Source organism: Pantoea trifolii, from assembly GCF_024506435.1.
Lineage (GTDB): Bacteria > Pseudomonadota > Gammaproteobacteria > Enterobacterales > Enterobacteriaceae > Pantoea > Pantoea trifolii.
In genome coordinates this window covers 615359-633996 of the sequence record NZ_JANIET010000002.1, presented here as the reverse complement: position 1 = coordinate 633996, position 18638 = coordinate 615359, and the positions used below count along the sequence as shown (strand labels likewise).

Genomic DNA, 18638 nt, shown 5'->3' with positions numbered 1-18638 from the left:
AAAGTTTTTATAAGGAGCCAGGAACTTTCTGATTGTTAAGGTGATATTCTTCACAAAAGTGCTTACACAAAACTTACAATCAATTTCCCTTAAGTCTTATTATGATGGCAAAAACATGGATGTCTCTGGCGCTGAGCGTCGGAATGCTCACAACTTCTGCATTTGCGGCACCGTTAAATCCCGGCGACCGTGATTATATTCAGAACCAACAACAGCAACGTTTGCAAAATGACCAGCAGCAGCGTGATGCATTGTGGAGTGCTACCGCGCCGCAGAGCACGCCAGCAGCGGATTCCGGTCAGGCCGGCCCCTGCTTCCCGGTGCAGCATATCGCTATTCGCAACGCCACGCTAATTTCTGCCGGCCAGCAGCAATCGCTGGCCGCACCATATATTCATCGCTGCCTGAACTTAACCGAAATTAATTCGCTGGTGCATGCCATTTCTGACTGGTATATGCAGCGCGGTTATATCACCAGCCGGGCATTTTTAATTGAACAGGATTTATCGCAGGGCGAGTTAATTATTCCGGTGCTGGAAGGGAAACTGGACGCCATTCGTCTCGACGGCCAGCATCCGCGTTCATTACAGATGGCGTTTCCCGGTCTGGAAGGAAAGGTGCTTAACCTGCGTGATATTGAGCAGGGCATGGAGCAGATTAACCGCGTGCGCACCACGCCGGTGCAGATTGAAATACAGCCGTCGCCTAAAACCGGTTATTCGGTGGTTAACCTTACGGCTACGCCGGAATTCCCGCTCAGCGCATCGCTGGGGTTTGATAACAGCGGACAGAAAAGCACCGGCGTTGGTCAGCTCAACGCCTCGCTGACGGGAAACAATCTGCTGGGACTGGCTGACCGCTGGTTTATCAGCGGCGGACGCAGCAGCGCCTTCAGCGACTGGCGTGATGCACAAAACCTGCAGGCGGGCGTCAGCGTGCCTTACGGTTACGGCCTGCTCGACTACAGCTACAGCTGGAGCAACTATCACAGCAGCTTCGTTAACAACGGCTTTACCTGGCTGAGCAACGGCGACAACGTGTCGCACCGGCTAAACGGTTCGTGGGTGCTGTTCCGCAACGGCGATATCAAAACCGGCGTTCAGCTCGGCCTGAATCACTACTCCAGCCACAACTATCTCAACAATACTTTGTTGCAGAGTAGCAGCCGAAAGATCACCAGCGCGCAGCTGGGACTTAACCACACGCAGAAAATCCTTGGTGGCGTCGCCACGCTCAACCCGACGTTCAGCCGCGGCATGCCGTGGTTCGATGCTGAAGATGACGCGGGAAAAACCGGCGATCTGCCCAAAGCACAGTTCCGCAAGTGGAGCATCAGCGGCAGCTTCCAGCGCCCGCTGGCCGACAAACTGTGGCTGCTCAGCAGCATTTACGGTCAGTGGTCGCCGGATCGGCTGTACGGCAGTGAACGCCTGACGCTGGGTGGCGAAAGCTCGGTGCGCGGTTTTAAGGAGCAGTATCTCTCCGGTGATGCCGGTGGCTATCTGCGCAACGAACTGAGTTACAGCCTGTTCACGCTGCCGGTTCTGGGCGACGTCAGCGCGCTGGCCGCCATCGACGGCGGCTGGTTAAAGAGCGACGCGCAGAACCGCGAGTCCACCGGCACCTTGTGGGGCAGCGCGCTAGGTCTCAGCACGCGTGGCCGCAACTTCTACACCCAGTACACCGTCGGCATTCCGCTTAGCTATCCCGGCCATCTCCAGCCGGATCACGTCAGCATTTACGCCCGCGTCGGGCTTGTTTTCTAAGAGGCAAAGATTATGGACGATCGTCAACCCGTTTCCCTCGCCCGTCGCGCGCTGAGTTACCTGATTTGCTATCTGGTGGCGGCACAGCCGATGCTGCCTGTTGTCGCCGCGCAAATTACGCCGGTAACGGCGGGCACAAAAATGGATGCCGCCGGCAACGGCGTGCCGGTGGTGAATATCACCACGCCCAACGGCGCCGGGATTTCGCATAACCAGTACCAGCAGTACAACGTAGGCAAAGAAGGTTTAATCCTCAATAACGCCACCGGTCAGCTTACCCAGACGCAGCTTGGCGGCCTGATCCAGAACAACCCTAATCTGAAAGCCGGGCATGAAGCGCAGGCGATCATCAACGAAGTGGTTGGCGCCAACCGTTCGCAGTTGCAGGGCTACACCGAAGTGGCGGGTAAAGCCGCTAACGTGATGGTGGCCAACCCGTACGGCATCACCTGTAACGGCTGCGGCTTTATCAACACACCGAACGTCACGCTGACCACCGGTAAACCGCAGCTGGATGCCAGAGGCAATCTGGCTGCGCTGGAGGTGACGAAAGGATCGGTGATCGTCGAAGGTCAGGGACTGGACGGAAGCAGCGCCGATGCAGTATCGATCGTCGCGCGCGCAACGGAGATCAACGCCGGGATCCATGCGAAAGATCTGTCTGTTACGGTCGGGGCAAACCGCGTGGGTACGGATGGTTCCGTCACGCCGATTGCCGGTGAAGGTGCGGCGCCGTCGGTAGCGGTCGATACCGGCACGCTTGGCGGCATGTATGCCAATCGCATTCATCTGGTATCGAGCGAGAAAGGTGTTGGGGTTAACCTCGGTAACCTGGTGGCGAAGCAGGGGGATATTCAGCTGGATGCCAGCGGCAAACTGACGCTCAACAACAGCCTGAGCAGCGGGGCGCTAACGGCGAATGCTGAATCAGTGACGCTTGGTGGGGAAAACAAAGCGTCCGGACAGGTCGTGCTCAGTGCACAGCAGTATGCAACGCTCAATAAAGGCACGCTGGTCAGCGACGCCGGAGTCAGCGTTACGGCGAAAGGAAATCTCACCACCAATGGCACCAGCATCACGGCAGGACATGATATTCAGCTTAATGGCACAACCGTTGTCACGGACAGCAATGCCGTCGCGAAAGCCGGTAACGATATCCGATTGCAGGCGCAGGATCGGCTCAGCAACAGCGGCCAGCTGACGGCGGGAAAAAATCTCAACATCTCGGCCAAACAACTCGATAATCGCGGCATGCTGGCCGGTAACACCACCGGCATCACCACAAGTAGCCTGCAGAATGGTAAGGGCGCGGCCATCTCCGGCGCAGAGAGTCTAAGCCTCAGCAGCGACAGCCTGCTGAATCAGGGCGTATTGTCCGCGCCGGTGCTCTCACTCAGCAGCGTGCAAACCGACAACAGCGGGCTGATTCAGGGCAGCAAAGCGCTGACCTACAGCGGCAACCGCCTGAACAATCTGGCGGGCGGCACCCTGAGTTCGGACAACAGTTTTGCACTCAATCTGCCGCAGCTGATTAACAGCGGGCTCATCACCAGCAAGGCAGGGCTGACGCTGAGTGGAGACGCGCTGACCAACAGCGGCGAAATCAACGCTGCCAGCCTGTTTGCCTCAAACGCGCAGCTGAATAATCAGCAGGGCGGCCTGCTGCTCGCGGATAACAACCTCAGTCTTCAAAACGCTGCGCTGACCAATGACGGTCAAATCGCCGCAGCGACAACCACTGTTGATGCCAGTACGCTGAACAACAGCGGCACGTTGCAGGGCAAACAATCGCTGCAGGCCAGCGGCAAGGCGATAACCAGCAGCGGTACGTTACTGAGTGACGGCAAATTAACTATCGCAGCAGACTCGCTCACTAACCGTGGCCTGTTGCAGGGACAGCAGCTGGCGGTGACGGCGGGCAGCTGGCATAACAGCGGCAATGCGTTAAGTGCGGGTGATGGCGTACTTAACGCCGCAGCGCTTGATAACAGTGGCAAAATTCTTGGTCAGCAGAACCTACAGCTTAAAACAGATTCGGTTGATAACAGCGGCTGGCTGCTGGCGCAGGCACTCAGGCTTCAGGGAGATTTAGTTAACAGCGGGCTGATTCAGGGCAGTGATGCACTGACCGTGACGGGCGATAAGCTCACAAATCAGGCCGGTGGTCAGATGCTCAGTGGCGGGGCCCTGACGGCGCAGGCTGACAGCCTGGATAACCACGGCAGCATTCAGGCCGACACGCTCGATATGCGGCTGCAAAGCTGGCAGAACGCCGGTAGTGCACAGGCGACCAGGCAGTTCCTTGGCACGCTGAGCGGCAGGCTGGATAACAGCGGCACACTGCTGAGCCAGAACGATTTTGCCCTCATCAGCAACGACATCATTAACAGCGGTACGCTGGCGGCTAACCGACTCAGCATCAGGGCACCTCAGCTGATCAACGCCGGACTGCTGCAGGGTAACAGCTCGCTATTACTGAACAGCGCGGATATCACCAACGCCGCCAGCGGTCAGCTTATCAGCGGCGGTTCGCTGACGCTTTCCCCGGTACAGCTGACCAATGCGGGCCTGCTACAGGTGGCTGATGACTTCAGCCTTAACGGCCGCAACCTCACCAATAGCGGCCGCATCACCGCCACCAATCTGAATGCAGACCTGAGCGGCACGCTGAACAACAGTGGTTCGATTGCGGCACAGCAGTTGAACGTTTCAGGTGATGTGCTGAAGAATCAAAGCCTGCTGCAGGGTTACAACGGACTTAACGCGAATTTCAGGCAGTTCAGCAACCTGAGCGCGGGGCAGCTACTGAGCAACGGTATTCTTGCACTTGAGGGCGCAACCGCTGATAACGCCGGCGTGTGGCAGGGAAACAGCATTGACTATCAGTTTGGCTCGCTGACCAACAGTGGCACGGTTTACGGTATTGACTCACTTAAAGGTCAGTCTGACGGGCTGCTGGATAACCGTGGCAGCCTGACGGCGGGCGGTAACGCCAGCCTGACGGCGGGTAACCTGCAAAACAGCGGTAAGGTGCTGGCCGATCGTCTGGTGTTACGCGGCAGCAGCCTCAGCAACGGTGGCTTATGGCAGGGAACATCCTCGCTGGATGCGCAGTCGGGCGGCGCTTTAATTCAGCTCGCTGGAGGAAAAACGCTGACCGGCGGTGGCCTGCTGCTGAACGCAACTGAGCTCAACACGGCGGGCACAATCCAGGGTAACAACGCGCAAATTATCGCAGGCCGCTGGCAGAATCAGGGCTCGCTGCTGGGCACCGCAGACGTCTCTGCGGACGTTGCGGGTGAGCTGCGCAACAGCGGTGAAATCCTGTCGCAGGGCACGGCACAGGTCAGCGCGCAGAACCTGAACAATAGCGGCTCGCTGCTGGCGGATAAAGCGATGACGCTGAGTGGCGGCGCGCTGAATAACAGCGGCAGCGTGCAGGGCGAAACGCTCGCAATTACCCCGGCCAGCGTGACTAATCAGGGCAGTCTGATTGGCCTGCAATCGCTGACTATCGGTCCGGCGCAGACCCGTGGTTTCCGCATGCTGGCGGTACAGTCGCAGCCCGCACGTGAATTAATCAACAATGCTGGCGGTCAGCTACTGACGCAGGGCGCGCTGAACATTAGCGGTGATGACATCACCAACAACGGCAGCTGGCAGGGACAGCAAATCCTGCTGAACGCCACCCGCCTTGCCAACAACGGCGCTATCCAGAGCGCGGGCGATCTGACGCTCAATATCAGCGATGCACTGACGTCCACCTCTGGCAGCAAAATCACGGCGAACGGCAACGCCGCGCTCAACGCACTCAGCCTCACTAATCAGGGGCAGTGGATTGCCGGAAACCTGACGCTGAAAGGCACGACGCTGACCAACGGTGGAGAAATCTCCGGCGTTAACGGACTGACGGCAGTGCTCGGCGGCACGCTGACGCAGCAGCAAAACGGTGCGCTGTTATCGGGTGGCAAACTGGATCTTCAGGCGGCGACGGTTAGCAATGATGGCCGCATTCAGGGTGGTGATCTGACGATCACCACTGGAACACTGACTAACAACGGGCGGTTGCAGGGTGATAAGAGCCTGTTGCTGACCACCCGTGGCCGCATCACCAACAACAATAGCGGGACGCTGATAAGCCAGAGCGGTCTGACGCTGACCACGCCTGAGTTGTATAACTACGGCCTGATTCAGGGGGCAACTAACCGCATCACCGCCAGCAGCAGCGCGACTAATAGCGGAAAAATGCTGTCTGCGGGCGAGCTCACGCTCACCACGCCTCAACTCGTCAATAGCGGCTGGTTGCAGGCAGCGCATCTGACGCTGAATGCTGCCACCGCCAGCAACAGCGGCACCTTGCTGGCCGATCAGCAGGGAACCTTCACCGGCTCGCAACTGCTGAATCAGGGAACTGCGCAGGGTGGCTCGCTGGCGGTTAATTATGGCCAGCTCAATAACAGCGGCACGCTGCTGGGTGTCAATCAGCTGAACGTTAAGGCCAGCCAGGTCACGCAACAGGCAGCGGGTAAACTGTTCAGCGGCGGCAATCTGCTGCTGGAGAGCAGCGGTTTTGATCAGCTGGGACAGGTGGTAGCGCTGGGCGATGCCACGCTGAAACTGATCAACAGTTTTACCGCACGCAATACGCTGGCTGCAGGTAATCGCCTGACTATCAGCAGTAACGGAGCGATTGAGAACCAGGGCACGTTACAGGGGCAGGCGCTGACGTTGAGTGCAGGCGGCGACCTGACGAACAACGGCCAGCTCACCACCGGAACCGGCGACAGCAGCCTGAGCGGTAACCGCATCAATATGAACAGCGCTGGCACGCTGCAGGGCGGCGGCAATGTTGCACTGATCAGCCGCAGCGACGTAGTACTTAATGGCTTTACCGGCACGCGCGGCAACTTCACCATTTCCTCGCCAGGCAGCATTGTGAATACGGCGCTGCTGTATGCCGGGCAGAATCTCTACCTGTACGCTAACAGCATTCAAAATCAGCGTGGCGATATGTTGGCAGGCAATAGCCTGTGGATGCAACGCGACGCGGCGGGGAATGCTAATGGTGAGGTGATCAATACCTCGGGAACCATTGAGTCGCAGAATGGTGATATCACCGTCAGAACTGGAAGCCTGCTAAATCAGCGCGATGGTCTGAGAGTTGAAGAAAAGAACCAACCTGTATCTGGTTTAGCAACAGGTATTGGCGGTCCATCTATAACTTACCGGCTCGACCAGCTGAAAATTTCTGATTTAGGCTATTACATTATTTCCGTCAGGACGGGCGGCAGCTTTGGTAAGGGGAATGGTTCAATTGACGATTATTCATACCTGGCTCCTAATGCGCAAGGTGCCGTTCAACGCTATCTCACAGAAACTACAACACTTAACGCCCAAGCTGATGGCAATGCTGGTCGCATAGCTGCAGGGCGAAATCTTGATGTCTCTGCCATCCAACTCAACAACCTTGCCAGCACGCTACTGGCGGGTAATTCCATGTCGCTTCAGGGAAATACCCTGAATAACCAGTCCTGGTTTAACGGTGTAAGCAACACTTATTTGACTTACACCTACAACGGCAGAATTGGGAACAACAAACTTAAAAGCGATCGCGACCTGGACGCTTTTCCTACTAATGCTCAATCAGCTACTGTGACCTATCTCTTAACTTCGACACCTGAAACTGAAACGATTTATAGCGGAGATGCATTACGTTCCGTAATTCAGGCTGGCGGCAACGTCAATGCCAGCTTCAACGGTGATATCAGCAATACCAGCTCAACACCCAATGCCGGCTGGGTTGGAACAATAATCCATGCGCCGGCATTAAATAACTTAGCTGCTGTTAGTCAGGTGAATGCACAGCAGCGTCAGCAACTCGCTGCCACAAGCAGCATAGCCATAAACTCCCCGGAGTGGCGCGACCAGCTGCAAAATGCCCTGCAGCAGGTCAACGGTGGCACGTCGCTGCAAAATGCACAGCCTGAAACCGTTGGGCTCTCAAATCACAATGGCAAACAACAGGGCAACGCGAACCTTGGTAAGGCCGCTGAACTGGCGTCAGGCAGCGCAGTAAAACCATCGGCTCTGGGCAGCTATGGTGCTTCAGCGGTGGATACCAGCGCCTATCCGCTCCCCACCAGTGACAATGGCTACTTCGTCCCGGGCGACAGCAGCAGTCCCTATCTCATCACCGTAAACCCGAAATTAAACGGTCTGGGGCATCTGGACGCCAGCCTGTTTGGCGATCTCAATCAGTTGCTGGGTAAACAGCCTGGCAGCGCACCACAGGAAAGCCGTCAGCAGTATACCGACGTAAATACTTTCCTTGGCTCGTCCTATCTGCTGGACAGGCTGAATCTCAAGCCTGACAACGATTACCGCTTCCTAGGCGATGCGGCATTTGATACGCGTTACGTCAGCAACATCGTTCTTAATCAGACCGGCAGCCGCTATCTGAACGGCGTGGGCTCCGATCTGGACCAGATGCGTTATCTGATGGATAACGCCGCCGCGTCACAGCAGGCTTTAGGCCTGCAGTTTGGCGTATCGCTTACTGCGGATCAGGTTGCTTCGCTGGATAAGAGCATCATCTGGTGGGAAGCCACCTCGGTGAATGGTCAGACGGTGATGGTGCCGAAAGTGTACCTGTCCGAAAAAGATGCGGCGATGAACAATGGCAGCGTGATTGCCGGGAACAATGTGACGCTCTCCGGCGGGAACATCACCAATAGCGCAAGCACTATCGTGGCGCAGAACGCTGTCAGCGCCGACAGCCAGAACAATATCGACAACCTTAAAGCCGGGCTGATTAAAGCCGGAGGCGAGCTGAATCTCAGTGCGCTGAATAGCATTAACAACGTCAGCTCGACAATCAGCGGTAAAAAGGTGGCGCTGGAAAGTGTCAACGGCGACATCAATAACATCACCGCAAGTTCGCAATGGACGATCGGCGGCAACGGACCAGTACAGGCGAGCAAAACGCTGCTTGGCCAGACGGCGGCGATTACGTCGCTGGATGCGCTCAGCCTGAAGTCCGGCAACGATATCAACATCACCGGTGCCTCACTGAACGCAGGTGGCGATTTGCTGCTCAGTGCCTGGCACGACCTCAGCCTCAACAGCATCGAGACCAGCGAAAGCCGTAAAACCGGTAACAAGGAAACGCATAGCTCCGGTGCCGAGCGCACAACACTTTCCAGCGGCGGCAACCTGACTCTGGTAGCCGGGCAGGATGTTACCAGCCAGGCGGCAGCGCTGGCAGCCGAGGGCGATATTAGTCTGCAGGCGGGACGCGATATCAATCTGAATGCAGTTGAAAGCCGCTCCGGAGACAGTGAACGGGGCAGTAAAAAAACGGTTATCAACGAAGCAGTGCGTCAGCAGGGCACTGAAATTGCAAGTGGCGGCAGTACAACCCTGATTGCCGGTCACGACATTATCAGCCATGCAAGTGATGTAACGGCTCAACAGGATATTACGTTGCACGCCGGGAATAACGTGGATCTGGGCACTGCGACTGAGAGCGATTATTACTACAAAGAAGAAACCAAAACCAAAAAAGGTCTATTAAGCAAAAAGACGACGCACACCATTCAGGAAGACAGCGCAACCAATGAAAAAGGCACGTTGCTGAGTGGGAATAATGTCTCCATTTCTGCCGGAAATGATTTGCTGGTTACCGGTTCGCAGGTGGTCGGTGATGGCAAAGTCGCTTTGAGTGCAGGCAATAATGTTGAAATAGCTGCCGCAACCAACACGGATTCAACCTGGCGTTTCTCGGAAACCAAAAAAAGCGGTTTGATGGGTACCGGTGGGCTAGGAATTAGTATTGGTAGTAGCAAAACGCTGCATGAGATTAAGGACAAAGGCACGACGCAGAGCCAAAGCATCAGCACGGTGGGCAGCACTGCTGGTGATGTGTCGATTACAGCAGGTAAGCAGCTACTGGTAAACGGAGCCGACCTGATTGCCGGTTCAAACATGGCACTGCAAGGCGATAGCGTGACGATCACGCCAGGCCATGATTTACGTTCGCGTGATGAACGATTCGAGCAACGTACTAGCGGGCTGACTCTGGCGCTTTCAGGGGCAGTGGCTGAAGCCGTGAACAGTACTATAGAAACTGTGCAATATGTGAAAAATGAAAGCGATGACAGGCTTCTTGCACTACAGGCAACCAAATCAGTACTTTCTGGTGTGCAGACCGGTCAGGCCAGTCAGCTTGCTCAGGCTAATGGCGATCCAAATAACGGCATTGGCATCAGTCTGTCGCTGACCACGCAACAATCCAAATCACAACAACACCAAAAATCAGACACCGTCAGCGGCTCGAGTATCAATGCCGGTAATAATTTGAGTATTGATGCAACGGGTAAAGGAAACGGCATCAACAGTGGAGACCTGTTAATTGCAGGCAGTCAGCTGAAAGCCGGCGGCGATACCTCTCTGCATGCTGCAAATGACATCACACTCGCCGCGACTGCCAACACGCAGCAAACCACTGGAAAGAACAGCAGTAGCGGTGGCGGTATAGGTATCAGCTTTGGCGTAGGGTCGGGAAGTGCGGGTCTCAGTATTTTTGCCAGCGTCAATGGCGCCAAAGGTCATGAAAAAGGCAACGGTACAGTCTGGACTGAGACCACGCTGGATAGTGGAGGTGAAGTATCCATTTCCAGCGGCCGCGATACCACGCTAAGCGGTGCGCAGGTGAATGGTAACAGTGTCACAGCTGATATTGGACGTGATTTGACGATAGCCAGCCTGCAGGATAGCGACAACTATGACTCGAAGCAGGTGAGCTTTGGTGCGGGAGGTAGTTTCACTTTCGGCTCCATGACGGGCTCAGGTTACATCAATGCCAGCCAGGACAAGATGCACAGCAATTACGACAGTGTTCTTGAGCAGAGCGGCATTTATGCCGGAAAAGGTGGCTTCGACATTACGGTTGGCAACCACACGCAACTTAATGGCGCGGTCATTGCCAGCCAGGCTGATGCCGACAAAAACCGTCTTGATACCGGCACGCTCGGGTTTACTGATATTCATAATGAGGCAGATTACAAAACACAGCATCAAGGGATTGGCATCAGCTCAGGCGCAAGTATGGGTGGGCAGTTTGTCGGTAATATGGCAAACACCATGTTGGCCGGCGCAGGAGGAAAGGGGCATGCTGAGGGCACCACACAGTCTGCAGTAGCTGACGGTACAATAGTTATTCGCGACACGGCAAACCAGCAGCAGGATGTGAGAGACCTTAGCCGCGACACTGAAAATGCCAATGACAGTATCGGTCAAATATTTAACAAAGAAAAAGAACAAAAACGACTTCAAACCGCACAGTTGATTGGCGAAATTGGAGCGCAGGCAGTCGACATAGCTGCGACTCAAGGCAAAATTATGGCGATTAATGCTGGTCGCGCGGAACTTGAAGCAAAAGGTATCAGTGCACCAGATGCTTATGCCACTCCAGAAGAACGGGCGGCGTATGACAAGTTATTGACCAACACTTCGTCTTATAAAACGACTCAGGCCCAGTGGGGAACCGGTAGTGCAATTCAGCAAGGCATTCAGGCCGCCACTGCGGCGATTCAGGGTCTGGCTGGCGGCAATATTGCTCAAGCGCTGTCTGGAGCAGCAGCACCCTATCTGGCTGAAATTATCAAAAAGACGGCACCTAATGAATCAAGCCGTATTATTGCCCACGCAGTCTTAGGGGCAGTGGTGGCTCAGGCCAGTGGTAATAGTGGCATGGCAGGTGCAGCTGGTGCCGCAGCAACAGCGCTTATCGGAGAAAGCCTGAAGAAATCTCTTTATGGTGATATACCGGTAAGTCAGTTGAACGAAGAGCAGAAACAAACGCTGGTTGCCCTAGGTAGCCTGGCAGCAGGTCTGACTGGCGGATTAGCAGGTGGCGATAGTGCTGGCTCGATGACCGGTGCACAAGCCGGAAAGAATGAGATCAGCAATAATATGGCAGGCGCAGGCATGTTGTCACAAATGCTGGCGCATGAAACGCTGAACTCTGCGGCGATGGCTGAAGCAGGAAAAGGTGGAGCCAATGAACAAGCAGCGTTAGCCCTAACTAACAAAGTGAAAGAAGGTTTAGACGAAACTTGCCGTAAGAGCGATGTATGCGTCCTCCTTGCTGTGATGTCTGCGCAAAATCAATCCGACTCAAACGACAGCCAGAAGCCAAATATTGGTAAAGATCTGTCCAATGAACAGAAAAATGAAATGGGTGGTACAGGATCTGGAACACCGGATGGCTGGGGCCCTGAGGATGAAGATAGCGCTCGAAACGAACAATTAAGTAGTAATTTTGACGAGAAATTCAATAAAAATGACCTTTTATCATCAGCAAGCGAACCAATTAATGATCAAGGGTTATCTGCTGCTGCACGTGCATGGGAAAAACATGCTGGAAGGCTTGGAGGATCTTTTGACCCCCTAAAAGGTAATGTTTCTCAGAAAAATGAAGCTGCAAAACAATTTGTAAATGAAGTGTTAGGTAACACCAATACCGTCAGAACAGATTTATCCCGAGGTGGTGTAGAATTTCGATTACCTGATGGAAAAGGAGTTCGTTATAATGCTGATGGCTCATTTTCTGGTTTTCTAGATCCAAAAAGGTAAAAAATGAATAATTATTTTGAAGTTGTTTTTTTTAGTGATTCTAAATACGAGAAACTCACTGCAGAAATTTCGTATGCAGGACAAATTCTTTGTCAAATTAATCAAGATAAAGGACCAAAAAATCTTGAAGTTGAATTTTTTCATGATAGTAGAATCATACATGAGGAAGAACCAGTCAAATTCCCTTTAGACGAGTTTGTAGCTCTGATGATTAAAACTAAAGATGACCTGATAACTTAACATGTTATAAAAAATGACATAATGATATGAAAATGAATGAAAATTTGAATCAAGTCACGTTGGAAGGCATAGATCTTAAGAATAGGTTCCTTGTGTCTATAGGATATTCCGGAGGAATCTTGGAGATACAACTTTCACCAAGCGAAGACGGAGGAACAGATGATGTAAAAATATCATTTGATTGGATCTATTCCTTCCGATTGACAGATGAAGGGGATTTACTTAAGTTACAAAATGATTTGTGTGGTAAATTAACTTTAGGAATATACACCTTGAATGACTCTGGTTATCTACGTTGGTTTAACGAACAAAGCTTCGAAATTCATAATGATGAGAAGCTAAACCACTATCTTATTGTTACAAGCACAGAGATAGTAGAAGTAATATCAATCGTGGATCCAAGTTATAAAGCAATGACTGAAGACCTTTAAACTGGATAACCAGTAAGAAATTGAAAATAAAGGATTTAAAATTAAAAATTGCAGATAAACAACTAAAAATGAAATTCTCGAAATTCATCAAGGATTCATCTTTTTGAAGACTGTTGACCATGAAAAAGAAAACTGATGAGTTCATAAGTTTTGTGATCGATAGAAATGAGTTTTTAAAGAATGACGTCAAGAAATGCCTTGAGTATTGGATGCCAGACGCACCAGCTCCGATCTTGTTGTTTTCATTAGTTGGTAAATCAATTGTTAAACATTTAAGTTTTTTTAATGAAAATGAGAAACTATCTCTTTTCCAGCACATTGAATTGGGTATGACTTCTGATAATGAGGAGCTAGCAATAGCAGTTGCTACGGGACTTGTTGAGGCATTAGTCACAGCGTCTGATGCAAATGAATCTGTTTGGAAAGAGATTGAGTATTACCTTCAGGTCGAGTCGAAGAAACATGCATTAGCATGGAAAAATTTTGGCCAGTAATTAGTGATATAAACTCCTCCATAGATTGATATGGATCTCAAGGAGTGGACATCATCATATAAGGCAGGATGACTACGCGCTTCGCGGTTAAGACGTGTAGTGCTAAAAGAATTCAGCACTAAAGCTTTTAACTTTGAGCGTAATTATCCATGAAGTCGACCATGGCGCCGGAATGAGCATCAACATGTCTGATATATCGCATTACCGTCTCTGGCTTCTTCCATGTACCCTCCTGCATAATCTGCGCAGTGCTGTATTTTTTCGAGGCCATATCGATAGCTGCTCCCACGCGAGTGCTGTGCCCCGACCATCCACGATAGCGATTTTTATTCGGCAGCGCGTCATGACCGGGGCCCGCTTCACGCCATGCTCGGGCAAAAATGTCCTCCAGCGCGCGGGTAGACAAAGGCTTTAGCGATACGGCTGTCGCGCAATTAGTACGGTGAACAGGACCGAAGATAAATGCATCCGGTTTGTGAATCAGCCCTGATTTATTTAGCCACTCCGTAAGTCTTTGCGAAGACAGATCGCCCAGCGCTTTTATCAGGCCACCGGTCATCACAATCGTTTTGGTCCAGGCCACATCAAGAATGATTCGGCCATCTTGTGCGCGAGAGAGATCCCGCACGCGCAGACGTCCAAGTTCGCTGACACGCAGCAACGTGGCATATGCCATATGCAGAAATGCCAAATCGCGGCGCTGCTGCATCTTGTTGTAGCCTGACCAGCAGCAGTCCCTATCTCATCACCGTTAACCCGAAATTAAACGGTCTGGGGCAGCTGGACGCCAGCCTGTTTGGCGATCTCAATCAGTTGCTGGGTAAACAGCCTGGCAGCGCACCACAGGAAAGCCGTCAGCAGTATACCGACGTGAACACTTTCCTCGGCTCGTCCTATCTGCTGGACAGGCTGAACCTCAAGCCTGACAACGATTACCGCTTCCTAGGCGATGCGGCATTTGATACGCGTTACGTCAGCAACACCGTTCTTAACCAGACCGGCAGCCGCTATCTGAACGGCGTGGGCTCCGATCTGGACCAGATGCGTTATCTGATGGATAACGCCGCCGCGTCACAGCAGGCTTTAGGCCTGCAGTTTGGCGTATCGCTTACTGCGGATCAGGTTGCTTCGCTGGATAAGAGCATCATCTGGTGGGAAGCCACCTCGGTGAATGGTCAGACGGTGATGGTGCCGAAAGTGTACCTGTCCGAAAAAGATGCGGCGATGAACAACGGCAGCGTGATTGCCGGGAACAACGTGACGCTTTCTGGCGGTAACATCACCAACAGCGCCAGCAGCATTGTGGCGCAGAACGCTGTCAACGCCGACAGCCAGAACAATATCGACAACCTTAAAGCCGGTCTGATTAAAGCCGGAGGCGAGCTGAATCTCACTGCGCTGAATAGCATTAACAACGTCAGCTCGACAATCAGCGGTAAAAAGGTGGCACTGGAAAGCGTCAACGGTGACATCAACAACACCACCGCAAGTTCACAGTGGACGATCGGCGGCAACGGGCCAGTGCAGGCAAGCAAAACACTGCTTGGCCAGACGGCGGCGATTACGTCGCTGGATGCGCTCAGCCTGAAGTCCGGCAACGATATCAACATCACCGGTGCCTCACTGAACTCAGGTGGCGATTTGCTGCTCAATGCCTGGCACGACCTCAGTCTCAACAGCATCGAAACCAGCGAAAGCCGTAAAACAGGTAACAAGGAAACGCATAGCTCCGGTGCCGAGCGCACGACCGTTTCCAGCGGCGGCAACCTGACGTTAAAAGCCGGGCAGGATATCACCAGCCAGGCGGCAGCGCTGGCAGCCGAAGGCGATATTGGTCTGCAGGCGGGGCGTGATATCAATCTGAATGCAGTTGAGAGCCGCTCCGGAGACAGTGAACGAGGCAGTAAAAAAACGGTTATCAACGAAACCGTGCGCCAGCAGGGCACTGAAATTGTCAGTGGCGGCAGCACGACGATGCTTGCCGGAAATGACATCACCACTCAGGCCGCAAGCATCACCGCAAACAAAGATATTGGATTACAGGCCGGCCACGACGTAAATATCACCACGGCGACGGAAAGTGATTATGCCTACAAGGAAGAAACTAAAACAAAAAAAGGCCTGTTCAGCAAGAAAACGACTCACACCATCAGCGAAGACAGCTCAACCACTGGAAAAGCTTCTCAGATAAATGGCGACCAGATTTCAATCGTCGCAGGTAATGATCTGACCCTAAAAGGCTCCACCGTTGTCGGTGAAAACAATGTTGGTCTTAAAGCTGGCAACGATCTCACTATTGCAGCGGCAACCGATACACAAAGCAGCTATCGGCTGAGTGAAACCAAGAAGAGCGGCATGTTCAGCGGTGGCGGAATTGGGGTCACTTTTGGCAGCGCATCCTCGAAACAGCAGCTTAAGCAGGACGGTACGACAGAAAGTCAGAGCGCCAGTACCGTTGGCAGCACGGGTGGCAACGTTACGCTGGTTGCGGGTCAGGACGCGCACGTAGCGGGATCGGATGTGATTGCTAAGCAGGACATAAGCCTGGTCGGCGGCTCGGTCACTATCGATCCGGGCAACGACACGTTAACGCGCCGTCAGAGCTTTGAGCAGAAACAAAGTGGTCTGACCTTAAGGCTAACCAGCCCGATTACTGACGCGTTACTGAGTTTGGGGTCACAGGCTAAAGAGGCCGGACAGGCAGGAGACGAACGTCTTAAAGCGCTTAACGCGGTAAAAATGCTGGAGAGTGGCTGGGCAATGTCAGGAGCGGCAGGACAGTCTGCGGCAGCCCTAGCTAAGGGTGATTTAAATAATGCCGGCATTAAGATTGAGCTGAGCGTCGGTGCCAGCAAAAGCAAGTCTTCTTCAGAATACAACGCCAATACGATTAGCGGCAGTTCGCTTAACGGCGGTGGTAATGTCACTGTGGTTGCCACGGGTGCAAACGGTGCCAGTGGTGACCTGAATTTGACCGGCAGCGGTATCACTGGAGGTAACGTCACTCTTGCCGCAGCGCATGACCTCAACCTGATCGCCGCCAGCAACAATAGCGATCAGAAGAGTAGCAATAAGTCATCTGGCTGGAGTGCGGGCGTACATATTGCTATTGGTCAGGAAACCGGTATTGGAGTGCAGGCCAGCGGGTTCATGGCCAGCGGCTCGGAGAATGGCAACACAACGTCTTACGTTAATAGCCGCGTCAACGCGAAAGATAATCTGACGTTGAGCAGTGGGAACAATACGCTACTCTCCGGAGCCCAGGCGCTGGGTAACCGTATCACCGTTGATGCAGGTAACAACCTCACACTGACCAGCCTGCAGGATATCGACAACTACCAAAGTAAGCAGCAGAGCGCCAGCGGTGGTTTCAGTTTCACCTTTGGCAGTATGACTGGCTCGGCTGGGCTGAGTATTAGCAAGAGCAAAGTTAAGAGTGAATACGCAAGCGTCGGGGATCAGAGCGGTTTGTTTGCGGGTGACGGTGGCTATGACATTTACGTTGGCAATCATACACAGCTAAATGGTGCTGTAATCGCCTCAACCGCCCAAGCGGCAGACAATCACCTGTCTACCGGCACACTGGGCTGGGGAAGCATAGATAATCATGCTTCTTACAGCGCCAGCAGTGCGGCAATGGGTATCAGTGGAGGATATAACAGCAACAATAAACCGGGAGAGCAATTTGCAGGCTCCGCGCTGCCAGCAGTAGTGAATTTGAATGGAAGTGCATCCGGCACAACACAATCTGCGATCTCAGCTGGCACCATTACGGTTCGAGATGAACGGAACCAGAAGCAGGATGTAGCGGATCTGAGCCGCGATACCGATAACGCGAACGGCAGTATTGGTAAGATTTTCGATAAGGAAAAAGTCGAAAACCAGATGGCTTTTGCACAAGGCGTACAGGAACTGGCGGGCAAGGTTGTCAGTGATGTCAAAGCCTACAAGCTGGATGAAGCTGCAAAAGAGACCTCAGACCGCCTCCTGAAGGAACATCCTGAATACGCCAGCTTATCTAATGAAGATTTCAACACATTGGTTCGAAACGATTCTGGATATAAGGACGTGGCGGATAAGTGGGGTACTGGTGGAACTTATTCGATGGTGGCCAGTGCAGTCGCGGGTGCGCTTGGCGGCTTAAGTGCCAACAACATGGGCGCGGCAGCCAGCGGCGCGATGGCACCATATATTGCTAATGCTATAAAGAAAGCCACCACATCATACAACGCTGACGGCACAGAAAAGACTAATCTGGTAGCAAACACCATGGCGCACGCCGTAGCGGGTGCCGTGCTGGCTCAGATGTCCGGCAGCAGTGCAGCAGCGGGTGCGGCAGGTGCAGCAGGTGGTGAGCTGACAGCGCGCGCGATTGTGAAAGTAATGTATCCGGACACCGACATCAGCAGCCTGACAGAAAATCAGAAGCAAATTGTCAGTAGCCTGAGCCAGCTTGCTGCAGGCCTTGCGGGCGGTATTGCGGCGGATTCGTCCATGGGGATTGGAGCTGGAGCGGGTGCCGGGAAGAATGCGGTGGAGAACAATATGTTTGGGCCTATTCCTGCTCCAGTCCCAGTCCCCGTCCCTGGGGCACCCGTAGGGCCTGGTGACAAAGTGAAACAGATTGCGGATAAGAATATTGCTTCAGGGCTCAAGGAAGGGCTTAATAATGTGACTGACTTGCTGGATAAGACAACAGCGTGCTCATTTGGCCGAGCCTGCTCGACAGATGATTCAGAAGAGGCTGATGGCCCGAGAGCTGGCGCTAATCTGACAGATGCTGAGAAGAATGAATATGGCGGCGTGGGATCTGGAACTCCTGGTGGATGGGAACCAGAGGATGAACAACAGGGCCGCGATAAAAATCTAAATGCTTCAGATCAGAGATCGATTAAATCACTTGAAGAACAAATTCGTATTCATGAAGATAAGCTTGAAGCATACAAAAATAACCCAGACTCTTTCGATAACAAAGGTTACCTTAAGAACGCACCAAATGAACAAGTGAGGTAAAGTATTATTGATGGTCGTATTCGTCATCTTGAGCAGGAGATAAAAACGTTCCATAAGAA

General features: G+C 53.0%; 5 protein-coding genes and 2 pseudogenes. 6 read left to right on the top strand and 1 reads right to left on the bottom strand.

Annotation, left to right across the window (positions count from 1 at the left end; translation table 11 throughout):
* Positions 1–101: 101 nt before the first annotated feature.
* The 5 genes from NQH49_RS22325 to NQH49_RS22305 all read left to right on the top strand — a co-directional run bounded on the left by NQH49_RS22325 (position 102) and on the right by NQH49_RS22305 (position 13566).
* Entirely contained in the window at positions 102–1766 is a 1665-nt protein-coding gene (locus NQH49_RS22325; protein WP_256698912.1) for a ShlB/FhaC/HecB family hemolysin secretion/activation protein, read from the top strand.
* Positions 1767–1778: 12 nt separating this feature from the next.
* The gene (locus NQH49_RS22320) at positions 1779–12401 is read left to right on the top strand and encodes a hemagglutinin repeat-containing protein (protein ID WP_256698911.1); all 10623 of its coding nucleotides are present in this window, start codon (positions 1779–1781) and stop codon (positions 12399–12401) included.
* Between the two features lie 3 nt (positions 12402–12404).
* On the top strand, positions 12405–12641 hold the full coding sequence (locus NQH49_RS22315) for a hypothetical protein (RefSeq protein ID WP_256698910.1): 237 nt from the start codon (positions 12405–12407) through the stop codon (positions 12639–12641).
* 26 nt (positions 12642–12667) lie between these two features.
* Positions 12668–13072, top strand: coding sequence for a hypothetical protein (locus tag NQH49_RS22310; RefSeq protein WP_256698909.1), 405 nt, complete (start codon positions 12668–12670; stop codon positions 13070–13072).
* Positions 13073–13191: 119 nt separating this feature from the next.
* On the top strand, positions 13192–13566 hold the full coding sequence (locus tag NQH49_RS22305; RefSeq protein WP_256698900.1) for a hypothetical protein: 375 nt from the start codon (positions 13192–13194) through the stop codon (positions 13564–13566).
* 127 nt (positions 13567–13693) lie between these two features.
* On the opposite strand, the pseudogene NQH49_RS22300 reads toward NQH49_RS22305, so the two are convergent.
* Positions 13694–14293, bottom strand: a pseudogene (locus NQH49_RS22300) (tyrosine-type recombinase/integrase); the annotation flags it as partial.
* On the opposite strand from NQH49_RS22300, the pseudogene NQH49_RS22295 reads away from it, so the two are divergent.
* Positions 14284–18111: pseudogene (locus NQH49_RS22295) on the top strand (hemagglutinin repeat-containing protein); the annotation flags it as partial. The pseudogenes NQH49_RS22300 and NQH49_RS22295 sit on opposite strands and share 10 nt — an antisense overlap.
* Positions 18112–18638 lie beyond the last annotated feature (527 nt).

Excerpts from the sequence above, each read along its gene's own strand:
- NQH49_RS22325 (WP_256698912.1), top strand. The coding sequence starts at position 102 with ATGATGGCAAAAACATGGATGTCTCTGGCGCTGAGCGTCGGAATGCTC.
- NQH49_RS22320 (WP_256698911.1), top strand. The coding sequence starts at position 1,779 with ATGGACGATCGTCAACCCGTTTCCCTCGCCCGTCGCGCGCTGAGTTAC.
- NQH49_RS22315 (WP_256698910.1), top strand. The coding sequence starts at position 12,405 with ATGAATAATTATTTTGAAGTTGTTTTTTTTAGTGATTCTAAATACGAG.
- NQH49_RS22310 (WP_256698909.1), top strand. The coding sequence starts at position 12,668 with ATGAAAATGAATGAAAATTTGAATCAAGTCACGTTGGAAGGCATAGAT.
- NQH49_RS22305 (WP_256698900.1), top strand. The coding sequence starts at position 13,192 with ATGAAAAAGAAAACTGATGAGTTCATAAGTTTTGTGATCGATAGAAAT.